A 13,477-nucleotide genomic window follows, 5' to 3' on the forward strand; every position below is an offset into this window, starting at 1 on the left:
ACTACGGCCATTCTTTCTAGCAGAGGCGCGCAAGCTGTGAGCGCAATTAATCAGAAAAAAATCGTGCTGGGCATTACCGGCGGTGTGGCGGCGTATAAATCGGCCGAATTAACCCGGCTGCTGGTCAAGGCCGGTTACGACGTGCATGTGGTGATGAGCGAGGCGGCGACACATTTTGTCGGCACGGTGACGTTTCAGGCGCTGAGCGGCAATATCGTTTACACCGATCAGTGGGATGCGCGGCGGCCCAATAATATGCCGCATATCGATTTAACACGCGGCGCGGCCGCGGTGCTGGTGGCGCCCGCATCGGCCGATTTTCTGGCCAAAGTGGCACATGGGCAGTGCGATGATCTGCTCTCGACGCTGGTGGCGGCGCGCGATTGCCCGCTGTATGTAGCGCCAGCAATGAATCGCCAGATGTGGGAAAACCCGCCCAATCAGCGCAATATCGCGCAATTGCAAGCCGATGGCGTGAGCATTTTTGGCCCCGGCAATGGCGAGCAGGCCTGTGGTGAAGTGGGCGATGGGCGCATGCTCGAAGCGGCAGACATTTTCGATCACCTTGAAGCAGCTTTGCAGCCCAAGGTATTGAAAGGCCGTCGCGTGCTGATTACGGCAGGCCCGACTTTCGAGCGTATCGACGCGGTGCGCGGGATTACCAATACCAGCAGCGGCAAAATGGGCTACGCGATTGCACGCGCGGCGTATGAAGCCGGTGCCGAGGTGGTGTTGGTGTCGGGCGAAACCGCCTTGCCGACGCCGATTGGCGCGCGCCGCATCAATGTGCAATCAGCGCAGCAAATGCTGGCGGCGGTTGAAGCCGAAGTGGCTGCCAGCGATATTTTCATCGGCGTGGCGGCGGTGGCTGATTACTATGTGCTTAATCCATCTGAGCAGAAAATCAAAAAAGACGCGCATATTCTGACGCTGGAATTAGCGCCCAACCCCGATATTCTGGCTGGCGTATCATCGCGCCCGAATCCGCCATTCTGTGTCGGCTTTGCTGCCGAGTCGGAGAACCTGCTCGAATACGCCGAAGCCAAACGCCTGCGCAAAAAGCTGCCGCTGCTGGTGGCCAATCTGGTGCAAAACGCCTTTGGCGCGGACACCAATGAAGTGGTGCTGCTTGACGATCACGGCGAAACGCGGCTGCACAGCGCGCCGAAAATCGATATTGCGCGCAAACTGATGGCGCATATTGCCCGGCTTTATCCTAGCGTGAAGAAAGATTGATGGCGTGATAGCTAAGGGGTATTGCCCTGAAAGGCAGTCCCGATATTACCTACAGAGATATACCCATAAAGGAAATGATATGAGCAAGAAAACCATGGATGTAAAAATCCTCGATGCCCGCCTGAAAGATAATCTGCCAGCCTATGCCACGCCCGGTGCGGCGGGGCTGGACTTGCGTGCGTGTCTGGATGCGCCAATCGAGCTGGCACCCGGTGCCACGACGCTGGTGCCCACCGGCATGGCGATTCATCTGGAAGATCCGACACTGGCGGCGATGATCCTGCCGCGCTCGGGTCTGGGCCACAAGCACGGCATCGTACTGGGTAACCTGGTTGGCCTGATCGATTCGGATTATCAGGGCCAGCTGTTTGTGTCGGTATGGAATCGCGGCAATGCCAGCTTTACGATTCAACCGCTGGAACGCATTGCACAACTGGTGATCGTGCCGGTGGTGCAGGTGGCGTTTAATATTGTGGATGAATTTGCCGAGTCGGATCGCGGCGAAGGCGGTTTTGGTAGCACCGGCAAGCACTAAGCTGCAAAGGGGCTGTTTAGCCCCTTTGAACTTAAGCTGTTCTGGCTTTCAGCCCCGGCACATGTTCGGGGTGATCGCAAATCAGCCCCGCCAGCGGCCAGGTCAGTGCGGTGGCATATTCGTCGGCGTGCTGCAGGCCGTACACCCAGCACGGCACTTGTTGGCGCGTCAGCTCAGCAATTTGCTCGCCCGAGGCGATCTCGTAATCAAACACCAGACCCACCCCGACCGGGCGCGGTACGGTGGCCAGCATGGTGTACAGATTGATTGTGCGCACCGGTGAGTTGGCCAGTAGCAACGCGCAGGGCAGCTGGGTATCGCGTGCGATAGTCAAAATCAGCTGATGATGGAAGGAGCTGATCAGCCCTTTAAATGGCTGTGCTTGCGCTTCCAGTACCGCGCGGGTCGCATCCAAGCAGTCCGCCGATTTGAGTTCCAGATTCCAGAATGCTGTGGGAAAGGCCGCCAGTGCTTCGCTTAGCGTCGGAACCGGATAGCCTTGTATGTCGCACAGCTGGGCGTGCGTTAGTGCTTTGACCAATTGTCCATCGGCCGCACAACGATCGTGAAACAGAATGGCCACGCCATCACGATCACAACGGATATCGGTTTCAAAACCCACCATCCCTGCGGCCCAGGCCTCGCCAAAAGCTGCAAGTGTGTTTTCGGGGTGATTGCGGGTCCAGCCGCGGTGTGCAATGTAATGCATGTTGGGTACACTCGAATTCGATGGCGCATTGCCAGATTAAACTTGTTATTAACTGCCTTGAGCAGGAATCAAATTGATGATCACTCGCCAAATTATGGTGTCTTTCCTATTGAGCCTGAGCGTGCTGGGCGCCAGTGTAGCATCGTCTGCCGCTGTGCAGACGTCTGCATCGTCGGCCGCTGCCACAGTGGCGGCGCGCCCGGCAGGCGATCAAGCCCGGCCACGCATCGGGCTGGTGCTGGGTGGGGGCGGGGCACGTGGCTTTGCCCATATCGGCGTGCTCAAGGTGTTGGAAGAAAACCGGATTCCTGTCGATTGCGTTGTGGGCACTAGTATTGGCTCGCTGGTGGGGGCGGCTTATGCCGCGGGGCGTAGCAGTGAAGAGATGACGCAGCGGATTCAGGCCGCCAACTGGGACGATCTGCTCTCATCCAGCCTGCCGCGCCAGATTAATTCCTACCGCAAAAAAAATGACGATGCACTGGGCCTGATCGGTCTGGAGCTTGGCCTGGGTGATGATTTGAGTATCAAGCTGCCCAATGCGGCAATCAGCACGCAGAAAATCGAATTTTTCCTGCGTGAGCTGACTTATGCGGGGACAGTCCGGCATTTTGACGATCTGCCAGTGCAGTACCGTGCCGTGGCGACCGATCTGGTGACAGGCCAGATGGTGGTGTTTGAGGATGGCGATATTGTGACCGCCATGCGCGCCAGTATGGCAGTGCCTGGCGTATTTCCGGCGGTGAATAGCAAGGATTACGTCCTGGTTGATGGTGGCCTGGTGCGCAATATGCCGATTGATGTGGCGCGGCAAACCTGCGCAGACGTGGTGATTGCGATTGATGTGGGTGCCGAGCCGCTCAAGCGTGAGGAGCTAAATAGTATTTTCTCGGTGGCCGATCAGTACACCCGGCTGATGATGGTGCAAAACGTCAAACCGCAGCTTGATTCGCTGACGGCCGATGATGTACTGATTTCGCCGCAGCTGGGCTCCATGTCGTCCAGTGATTTCAAAAAATCGGCCGAAATGATCAAGGCCGGCGAGCTGGCCGCGCTGGTCGCTTTGCCGCAGCTGCAGCGTTACGCAGTGTCTGCCGGGCAGTTTGCCAGCTGGTCACAAAACCGGCTTGGGCGGCATCTGCAAAGCCGCGCGATTGCCAGTGTAGAAGTGAAAAACCCGAATCAGGTGAACCCGGCGGTGCTTGAAAATGCGCTGGAAGTCAAAACCGGCGAGCCGCTGGATTTGCCCGAGTTTCATAAAAATCTGGCCACGGTGTATGCGCGCGGGGACTTTAGCCAGCTCGATTACGAGCTGCACCGCAAAGGAGGAGATGATGAGCTGCATATCCTGCCGATTGAGAAATCCTGGGGGCCCAATTATCTGAATTTCGGCATCGGAGTGGGTACCGATTTTCGCGGCTCAACGCCATGGACGATTAGCGCAATGTACCGGCGCACCTGGATCAATTCGCTGGGCGCGGAATGGAAAACGCTGGCGCGGGTAGGGACGACCGAAGAAATCCGCAGCGAGTTTTACCAGCCCTTGCATCTGGATGGGCTGGCTTTTATTGCGCCGTATGTTAGCTACAAAACCGAGCCTTTGTCGCTGTGGCTGGATGGCAAGCAATTTGGTGATTATGAATACCGGCGACTTACGGCGGGGGTTGATTTAGGTTCGACGCTGACCAAGTATGGTGAGGCACGTCTGGGGCCGGTGCTCAATTTGTACAAGCTTAAGGAAAATATCGGCATTCCGCTATTTGATGGTGGTTCGGCCAGAGATCTGGGCGTACATGCCAGCCTGTTTTATGACCAGCTGGATAATTATTTCTTTCCTAGCGATGGCGAGTATCTCAATCTGAATGCCTATCTGTCGGTGAAAAACGGCAGCGACATCAATCATTATTTCCGCCTCGGCGGCGAATTCAGAACCGCACGCAAGCTGGCCTCGGGGGCTGGCGTTCTCACTGTGCGTGCGCAGGAACAAGTCGGCGAGGCACCCGATTTTGTCGATATTCGCTGGCTGGGTGGCTTTCTGAATATGTCGAGCTACCGCTATCAGGAGCTGCTGGCCAACCGTTTTCTGTATGCCTCCTTGCAGTATTACCAGCCAACCAGCCTGTTGCCCAAAAGCTACTGGGGGCTGGCGCTGGAAGGCGCGCACCTGTTTGAGCAGCTCAATGCCTACGACGAAAAGCGCTGGCGCTCATCCGCCGCGGCCTATCTGGCATACGATAGCTTTCTGGGGCCGATTTATCTGGGTATGGCCTATGGCGATAACGCGATGTGGAGCGCCTACTTTATGCTGGGTAAGCAGTTTTAAGGCGTGAGAAGATCAATGCATAGATTGCATTTTTGCCACTTGCCCCCATATGGCAGGACATTAATGCAAAGCTGTAGCGCGTTACCTGGCTGATAGGGTCGCCGCACAGTCAACGAAGTGATCATATGAAATTATTCGACCGATTGCTGGGGCGAGCGCCTGCAGCAGCAAGCACAGGAAACGAGACCGTGAGTGAGACCCAATTGGATGCCATCCGCCAGACACTGGCTACTTTGATCGATCCGGATACGGGCAAGGATTATCTGTCGAGCAAAAACATCAAAAATTTGCGCCAGGAGCAGGGGCGGGTCGAGCTTGATCTGGTGCTGGGTTATCCCGCGCAAAGCCAGTTTGCCGCCCGCGAGCAGCAGCTGGTGCAAGCGCTGCAGGTGCTTGATGGCGTTGAAGAAGTGAAGGTCAATGTCAGTAGCCAGATTGTGGCGCACTCGGTCGCCCGTGGTATGCCGCTGCAAAAGGGCATCAAGAATATTATTGCCGTTGCGTCGGGCAAGGGCGGGGTGGGCAAGTCAACTACATCAGCCAATCTGGCGCTGGCGCTGGCCGCTGAAGGTGCAAAAGTCGGTTTGCTCGATGCCGATATTTACGGCCCTAGCCAGCCGACGATGATGGGAGTGGCGGATGAGCGCCCCGAGTCCATCGACAATAAATACATTAAACCGATTGAAAAATACGGTGTGCTCAATATGTCGATCGGCTTTCTGATCGACCCGGAACAGCCCATGGTCTGGCGCGGCCCGATGGTGACGCAAGCTTTGACCCAGTTGCTGAACGATACGCTGTGGGGCGAGCTCGATTATCTGGTGATCGATCTGCCGCCGGGTACGGGCGACATCCAGCTCACTTTGTCACAGAAAGTGCCCGTCACCGGCGCGGTGATTGTGACGACGCCACAGGATATTGCTTTGCTTGACGCGCGCAAAGGACTGAAAATGTTTGAAAAGGTTGGCGTGCCGATTTTGGGAATTGTCGAAAACATGAGCATGCATGTCTGCAGTAATTGCGGTCATATCGAGCCGATTTTTGGCGAAGGTGGCGGCGAGAAAATGGGCGCTGAATATGGCACCGAGCTGATCGGCAAGCTGCCGCTGGATTTGTCGATCCGGCTAAATGCGGATGCTGGCCAGCCGAGTGTGGTTGCCGAGCCCGATGGCGAAATTGCCGCCATTTACAAGGCGATAGCGCGCAAGGTAGCGGTGAAAGTGGCGGCCAAATCGCAGGATTTCAGCAATAAATTCCCGAAAATCGTCATTCAGAATACATAATTTCTGCTCCAGTAAGGCGCTCGGTGGGCAACAAGGCCCGCAAGTCTGGTATCCTTGTGGGGAGCGCCTTGGGTAGCAAGGCCGTAAAAGAACAACTCAAGCTGCATTGAGTCATAAGACGAGTAGAGATTAAACACGATGACCGACACGCAACTAGGTGCGCTAATCATCGCCGGCGCATTTGTTGGCGCGGTATTTGCCTACAACCAGTGGCAGGAATACCGGTACAAAAAACAGGCCAATAAAGCCTTCGCGAACAATCGGCGCAATCAGGACGATGTGCTGATCAATACCCCGAAAAATCTGGTTCGCAAGGGTGATCCGCAACGACTGGAGCCGGTGCTCGATACGCCAGCCCTGCCGCAGGACGAGCGTGAAGCCGAGCCGCTCCAGCCGCCAGTTCTGAGCGAGCCCGAATACGATGTACCGAAGTACACCCCCACACCCGTGCGCTATGACGAAGACATGCCGGACGATGTGCCGGATTTGCCGCCATCATACCGCCCAACGTATGTGTCACCAGCCCAGTCAGTAGAAGCACCTGCGGCTTATACCCCTGAGGTGGCTGCGCCAGTGAGCGACTTTACTGCCGCCCCAGCCAGTGCGCCTGTGCGCAGCTTTGATGATGCCGAAGAAGATGTGCTGGTCACCAGCCTGATCGACCCGGCGCTGGATTTTATTGCCGAAGTTCACGCCGGTCAGGCCATCGCTGCTGCCGATGTGCCGCCGTTTCCGGCGACCAAACGCGTGCAGATAATTGGTTTGAATCAGCTCGATCAATGGGAAACCGTTAATTCAACCAGCCGCAATCGCTATCTGGAGCTGCGGGTGGGCATGCAGCTGGCTGATCGCCAGGGCGCGCTAACGCAGGAGTCGCTCAACGCCTTCTGTATGGGGGTGCAGCAATTTGCCGATGAGCACGAAGCGGTTGTTACATTCCCGCAACGCTCGGCCAAGCTGGCTGCTGCACGCGAGCTTGATGATTTCTGTGCCTCGGTCGATGTGCTGATTGGCTTGAATATTCCGGCGGGGGCGCGGCCGATTCCGATGGAAAAAGTGCGCCTGCACGCCGAAAACGCCGGTATGGTGCGCGCCAATGATGGCACTTTCCAGTATCGCAGCGATTCGGGTAAAACCCTGTTTGTGCTGGCCAATCAGGATCAAACGCCACTGATGGCCACCTCGAAAGGCCTGACCTTGCTATTTGACGTGCCGCGCGTGGCGGGCGGGATTGCCGTCTTTGATTACCTGACCGAATTTGCCCAAAGTCTGTCGCAAGCGCTGGCGCTGGAGCTGGTTGATGACAATGGCAAGCCGCTGAACGCCAAAAGCCTGGCCAATATCCGTCGTCAGCTGGCCGAGCTGTACGCCAGCATGGACGATCGCGGTATTGCGCCCGGTTCAGTGGCCGCGCTGCGCTTGTTTGCCTGATTGGAGCAACGATAGTTACGGGTGTTTAACAACGCCGCTTCTTTGAAGCGGCGTTTGTATTTGTAGAATTTATAGAAAGTTTGTGGAAAAAGTGATGACCGATTTAGCTTTGCAAGCCGCCACATTGCGCGAACAACTCAATCGCTATGCGCATGAATACTATGTGCTCGATGCGTCCAGTGTGCCCGATGCCGAGTACGATCGCCTGTTTCGCGAGCTGCAGGCCATCGAGCAGGCGGATCCTGAGCTGTTAAGTCCGGATTCGCCCACCTTGCGCGTAGGTGGTAAACCGCTGCCGCAGTTTGCGCCAGTGACGCATGTGGTGCCGATGTTGTCGATTCGCACCGAGACGGATGTGAGCGAGCAGGGGGCTTTGGCATTTGATGCCAGCGTGCGCAAAGAGCTGGGTTTGTCTGCCGCCGATCCGGCGATTGAGTACGCTGCCGAGCTGAAATTTGATGGCTTGGCAATTAATCTACGCTATGAAAATGGCGTGCTGGTGCAGGCCGCAACGCGGGGCGATGGTGCAACAGGCGAAGATGTAACGCAGAATATCCGCACCATTGGGCAGATTCCGTTGCGCCTGCGTTCTGCTGTTGAATATATTCATGCCCCTGCTTTAGTTCCCCCCTTCAACGAAGGGGGGCTAGGGGGGATTTCTGCGCCATTGGCAGAATTTCCCGCTGTGCTCGAAGTGCGTGGCGAAGTGTATATGCGGCGTGATGATTTCGAGGCGCTCAATGCGCGCCAGATCAGTCAAGGTGAAAAAACCTTCGTTAATCCGCGCAACACCGCCGCCGGTGCGGTGCGCCAGCTGGATCCGAATATCGCCGCGCAGCGTCCGCTGTCTTTCTATGGGTATGGTCTTGGCGAGGTTGCTGGATGGGATGCGCAGCCCGATACCCATTCGGGTATTCTCGATGCACTGGCACAATTTGGTTTTCCGGTTTGCGATGTGCGTGCGGTGTTGAAAGGTGGTGCGGGTTTAGCCGAGTTCCATGCCAAGGTGGCCGCGCTGCGCGAGACGCTGCCGTTTGATATTGATGGCGTGGTTTATAAGGTCAATTCGCTGGCGCTTCAGTCCGAGCTAGGGTTCAGAACGCGCGAGCCGCGCTGGGCGGTGGCGCATAAATACCCGGCGCAAGAGGCACTGACCGTGGTTGAGGCAATTGACATTCAGGTCGGGCGTACCGGCTCGCTCACGCCAGTCGCACGACTTGCGCCGGTCTTCGTCGGTGGCGTCACGGTCACCAATGCCACCCTGCACAATCAGGATGAAATAGATCGCAAAGATGTTCGCGTCGGCGATACCGTCGTTGTTCGTCGTGCAGGCGATGTGATTCCCGAAGTGGTTTCGGTGGTGCTCGAGCGCCGCCCGATGCAGGCCGTTCCCGGGGGTGATCTGTTCTCGCCAGCGCAGACGCCGCAATATCCGGCGTACCGGATTCTGGAGTTGCACCCGGTTTGCCCGGTATGCGGATCAAAAACCGTGCGCGAGCCCGATGAGGCACGCGTGCGCTGCACTGGCGGGCTGTTCTGCTCGGCGCAGCGCAAAGAAGCGCTGAAGCACTTTGCTGGCCGCCGCATGATGGACATCGACGGGCTGGGGGAGCGCCATATCGACGAGCTGGTCGAGCATGATTTTGTGCGTAATCCGGCCGATTTATACCGCCTGACACTGGCTGATTTTCTGGAAATGAAGCGCCTTGCTGATGAAAGAGATGGCACGGTGCCGGAAACGGTCAAAGCCGGGCAGGTGACGACGAAATGGGCCGAAAACCTGCTGGCCGCGATTGAAGCGAGCCGCAAACCGCCGCTAGCGAGGCTGATCTTTGCACTGGGTATCCGCCATGTTGGCGAATCGACCGCCAAAACATTGGCCGATTACCTGGGCAGCCTGGCCAAAATCCAGCAAGCACCTGCGGCAATATTGCGGCTGTTGCCCGATATTGGGGCGACAGTTGCCGTTGCAATTGCCGATTTTTTTGCTGAGGAGCACAACCGCACGGTGATTGCCCAATTGCTGAGCTGTGGTGTCGAGCCGCAAGGCGAGCACGCGCCGCATCCGGCGCTGCGCGAGCGCCTGAGCCTGCCTGCTATTCTGGCGGCGCTCGACATCCCCAAGCTCACGCTGACACGGGCCACGCAGCTGTGTACCAGCCTGGACAAACTGGCCGATGTGCATGAGTTTAGTCTGGGTCGTCTGCAGGACGCTGGCTTGCCGCTGGAGGTGGCGCAATCGCTGCACGGCTGGCTGGCCGCCAACCCCGGCGTGCTGGCGCAGCTTGACCAGTTGCGTCTGGATTGGCTGGCACAAATCCCGGCTGACAGCGCCGCCGAGCAGGGCGTTTTTGCTGGGAAAACGCTGGTGCTGACCGGCACGCTGCCCACGCTGGGGCGGGACGAAGCCAAAGCACTGATTGAAGCGGCGGGGGGAAAAGTTTCCGGTAGTGTCTCGAAAAAAACCAACTTTGTGGTTGCAGGTGAGGCGGCGGGTAGCAAGCTAGATAAAGCGCAAGAGCTGGGCATTGCGGTGCTGGATGAGGCGCAGTTGCTCGCTTTGCTGGGCTAAGGCCATTTGGTGCTTGCTGTGGTCTGTGCTGTGAGCTTGGTCACGGCGATCATTTGCACGAGTAACCATGGTGGCTAGATTTATTGGAGTGGGTATAGGTCTGTAGCTGTTTTTTCACTTGCTTTGCAGGGATATACCTTGCCAAGTATGTCGGAGTTTTGTTTGTCTAGATAAGGCTTTGGGGTTGTTTAAAATTTTAAACAATTAAATTATATTTTTGCGATTGACTTGTGTGTCCAATTAATTGAACATGCTGCGTATGCAAAAATCTGAAGCACTGCGTCTTTTTGGTAGCCAAACCCGCCTAGCCGATGCGCTTGGGTTGGGGCGTTCTGCCGTTTCCCAATGGCCCGAGATACTCAACCTCAAACAGGCCGATCAGGTAATGGGCGCAGCCTTGCGTCTGGGTTTACTCGACAATACCCTCTCTCTTCAAGGAAATACCATGCAAAAAATCCGTAAAGCCGTGTTCCCCGTTGCAGGGATGGGAACGCGTTTTCTGCCCGCGACCAAAGCCAGCCCGAAAGAAATGATGTCCGTGGTGGACAAGCCGCTGATCCAGTACGCCGTTGAAGAAGCGCTGGCGGCGGGCATTACCGAGATGATTTTTATCACTGGCCGCCATAAGCGCAGCATTGAAGATCACTTTGATAAGGCCGGCGAGCTGGAGGCCGATCTGGAAGCCAAGCAGAAAACCAAGCTACTGGAGGTCTTGCGCGGCATTATTCCCAAATCGGTGACCTGCATTTACATCCGCCAGCCCGAAGCGCTGGGTCTGGGTCATGCGGTGCTGTGCGCCAAGCCTGTGGTGGGCGATGAGCCATTTGCGGTCATTCTGGCCGATGACCTGATCGACGGCGATGGTGTGTCGGAAATGAAGCGCATGGTTGACGTGTTTGGCGACACACACTGCTCGGTACTGGGGGTAGAAGAAGTCGCCCATGAAGAAACCGGCAGCTATGGTATTGTAGAAGTGAGTGAAAACGCGGGCCGCCTGCGCGTGGGTAATATTGTCGAGAAACCAAAGCCGGAGGAAGCCCCATCCAATCTGGCCGTGGTCGGTCGCTACATCCTGACGCCACGCGTTTTCCATCACCTGCAAAACGTCCAGCCGGGTAAAGGCGGCGAGATTCAGCTGACCGATGGCATTTTTGCCCTGATGCAAGAACAACACATTTTGGCGCACAAGCTGCAAGGCACGCGCTACGACTGCGGTAGCAAAATCGGCTTTCTGAAAGCCACCGTCGAGCTGGGCCTGAAACACCACGAAGTCGGCCCGGATTTCACCGCCTACATGAAAGAGTTTTGCAAGGCATTCTAATGAAATGAAAAAAGACCACCGAAAGATGGTCTTTTGTTTGGGTGTGACTTGGATTTGATCAGGCTTTGTCGTAGAGCTTGGCACCGCCTTTGATAAATTCAATTGATTTGGTTTCCATGCCTTTGGCCAAGGCCGCTTCCGCATCAATGCCTTGCTGTTCGGCAAATTCGCGCACATCCTGTGTGATTTTCATCGAGCAGAAGTGCGGGCCGCACATTGAGCAGAAGTGCGCCACTTTAGCGCTGTCTTTTGGCAGCGTTTCGTCGTGGAATTCACGTGCGCGGTCTGGATCAAGGCCGATATTGAATTGATCTTCCCAGCGGAATTCAAAACGCGCTTTCGACAGGGCATTGTCACGAATTTGCGCACCCGGATGACCTTTGGCCAAGTCGGCCGCGTGGGCTGCCAGTTTGTACGTGATGATGCCTTCTTTCACGTCGGCTTTGTTCGGCAAGCCCAAGTGCTCTTTCGGTGTGACATAGCACAGCATCGCGGTGCCGTACCAGCCGATTTGCGCCGCGCCAATCGCCGAAGTGATGTGGTCGTAACCGGGCGCGATGTCGGTCGTCAATGGTCCGAGCGTGTAGAACGGCGCTTCATGGCACCATTCCAACTCTTTATCCATATTCTCTTTGATCAATTGCATTGGCACGTGGCCCGGGCCTTCGATCATGACTTGTACGTCGTGTTTCCACGCGATTTGCGTCAATTCACCAAGCGTTTTGAGTTCGCCCAATTGCGCTTCGTCATTTGCATCCCACACCGAGCCAGGACGCAGACCATCGCCGAGTGAGAACGCGACGTCGTAGGCTTTCATGATTTCGCAGATTTCTTCAAAATGCGTGTACAAGAAGTTTTCTTTGTGATGCGCCAGGCACCATTTGGCCATAATCGAGCCGCCGCGCGACACGATACCAGTCATGCGGTTGGCCGTCATCGGCACATAGCGCAGCAAGACGCCAGCGTGAATCGTGAAGTAGTCAACGCCTTGCTCGGCTTGCTCGATTAGCGTGTCTTTGAAAATTTCCCAGGTCAGATCTTCGGCTTTGCCGTTAACTTTTTCCAAAGCTTGGTAAATAGGTACAGTGCCGATTGGGACTGGCGAATTGCGCAAAATCCATTCGCGCGTTTCGTGGATGTTTTTACCGGTCGACAAATCCATAATCGTGTCGGCGCCCCAGCGGATGCCCCAAGTCATTTTGTCGACTTCTTCGGTGATGCTTGACGTTACTGCCGAGTTGCCGATGTTGCCGTTGATTTTCACCAGGAAATTGCGGCCAATGATCATTGGCTCGGACTCGGGGTGGTTGATGTTGTTTGGAATGATCGCGCGACCGGCGGCGATTTCATCGCGCACGAATTCGGGTGTGATTTTCTCTGGAATATTCGCGCCATAATTTTGGCCCGGATGCTGGAACAGCATCATTTTGGCGAGCTTTTTGCCTTTCTCGCCCAGCGCCAGCAGGCTTTCAGTGTATTTTTCGCGCTGCAGATTTTCGCGAATCGCCACGTATTCCATTTCCGGCGTCACGATGCCTTGGCGGGCGTAATGCATTTGCGACACATTTTTGCCCGCTTTGGCTTTGCGCGGTTTGCGTTGCAATTCAAAACGCAAATCATCCAGGCTCTTGTCGGCTTCGCGGGCTCGACCGTATTCACTGGTCATGCCATCTAATTGCTCGGTGTCATCGCGCTCGGCAATCCATGCCGCGCGGATCGGAGCCAAGCCCTTACGCACGTCGATGGTTGCGTTCGGATCGGTGTACGCGCCCGAACAGTCATAGACGTAGATTGGTGGATTTTGCTCGCCACCAAACATGGTGGGGGTGTCGGCTTGGCTGATTTCACGCATCGGCACCTGGATGTCGGGGCGTGAGCCTTCGACATAAACTTTGCGAGAGTTGGGTAGCGGCTGGATGGCAGCAGAATCAACCACGGCTTCGGTGGCTAGAAATTCGACTTTGGCGTTCATTTTAGGGTCTCCAATGGTATTTACGCATTCGGTTTGCAGTGGGGATATATTAAGTAGATATATGCCACTGGAATATCGGATCGAAATACGGACGA

At 56.1% G+C, this 13,477-nt stretch carries 9 protein-coding genes; 7 read left to right on the forward strand and 2 right to left on the reverse strand.

What is annotated here, in order from left to right:
- Positions 1–45: 45 nt before the first annotated feature.
- Positions 46–1,236, forward strand: coding sequence for a bifunctional phosphopantothenoylcysteine decarboxylase/phosphopantothenate--cysteine ligase CoaBC (coaBC, locus tag ABHF33_RS14435; RefSeq protein WP_432803987.1), 1,191 nt, complete (start codon positions 46–48; stop codon positions 1,234–1,236).
- 79 nt (positions 1,237–1,315) lie between these two features.
- Complete coding sequence (dut, locus tag ABHF33_RS14440) at positions 1,316–1,771, forward strand: dUTP diphosphatase (protein WP_198314638.1); 456 nt, start codon at positions 1,316–1,318, stop codon at positions 1,769–1,771.
- 31 nt (positions 1,772–1,802) lie between these two features.
- On the opposite strand, the gene ABHF33_RS14445 is transcribed toward dut, so the two are convergent.
- On the reverse strand, positions 1,803–2,480 hold the full coding sequence (locus ABHF33_RS14445) for a glycerophosphodiester phosphodiesterase (protein WP_348944602.1): 678 nt from the start codon (positions 2,478–2,480) through the stop codon (positions 1,803–1,805).
- A gap of 76 nt (positions 2,481–2,556) precedes the next feature.
- Here ABHF33_RS14445 and ABHF33_RS14450 point away from each other — a divergent pair, with 76 nt between their 5' ends.
- The 5 genes from ABHF33_RS14450 to galU all read left to right on the forward strand — a co-directional run bounded on the left by ABHF33_RS14450 (position 2,557) and on the right by galU (position 11,410).
- The gene (locus tag ABHF33_RS14450; protein WP_348944603.1) at positions 2,557–4,803 is read left to right on the forward strand and encodes a patatin-like phospholipase family protein; all 2,247 of its coding nucleotides are present in this window, start codon (positions 2,557–2,559) and stop codon (positions 4,801–4,803) included.
- A gap of 188 nt (positions 4,804–4,991) precedes the next feature.
- Complete coding sequence (gene apbC / locus ABHF33_RS14455) at positions 4,992–6,086, forward strand: iron-sulfur cluster carrier protein ApbC (protein ID WP_232522610.1); 1,095 nt, start codon at positions 4,992–4,994, stop codon at positions 6,084–6,086.
- Between the two features lie 138 nt (positions 6,087–6,224).
- Positions 6,225–7,517 carry a cell division protein ZipA C-terminal FtsZ-binding domain-containing protein gene (locus ABHF33_RS14460; RefSeq protein ID WP_348944604.1) on the forward strand — a complete coding sequence of 431 codons (1,293 nt, stop codon included), beginning with the start codon at positions 6,225–6,227 and terminating at the stop codon, positions 7,515–7,517.
- 94 nt (positions 7,518–7,611) lie between these two features.
- Positions 7,612–10,089, forward strand: coding sequence for an NAD-dependent DNA ligase LigA (gene ligA / locus ABHF33_RS14465; protein ID WP_348944605.1), 2,478 nt, complete (start codon positions 7,612–7,614; stop codon positions 10,087–10,089).
- A 445-nt stretch (positions 10,090–10,534) separates the two neighbouring features.
- On the forward strand, positions 10,535–11,410 hold the full coding sequence (gene galU / locus ABHF33_RS14470) for a UTP--glucose-1-phosphate uridylyltransferase GalU (RefSeq protein WP_348946639.1): 876 nt from the start codon (positions 10,535–10,537) through the stop codon (positions 11,408–11,410).
- A gap of 58 nt (positions 11,411–11,468) precedes the next feature.
- On the opposite strand, the gene thiC is transcribed toward galU, so the two are convergent.
- On the reverse strand, positions 11,469–13,382 hold the full coding sequence (thiC, locus tag ABHF33_RS14475; protein WP_348944606.1) for a phosphomethylpyrimidine synthase ThiC: 1,914 nt from the start codon (positions 13,380–13,382) through the stop codon (positions 11,469–11,471).
- Positions 13,383–13,477: the final 95 nt, after the last annotated feature.

This window comes from Chitinibacter sp. FCG-7, assembly GCF_040047665.1.
Taxonomy (GTDB): Bacteria; Pseudomonadota; Gammaproteobacteria; order Burkholderiales; family Chitinibacteraceae; genus Chitinibacter; species Chitinibacter mangrovi.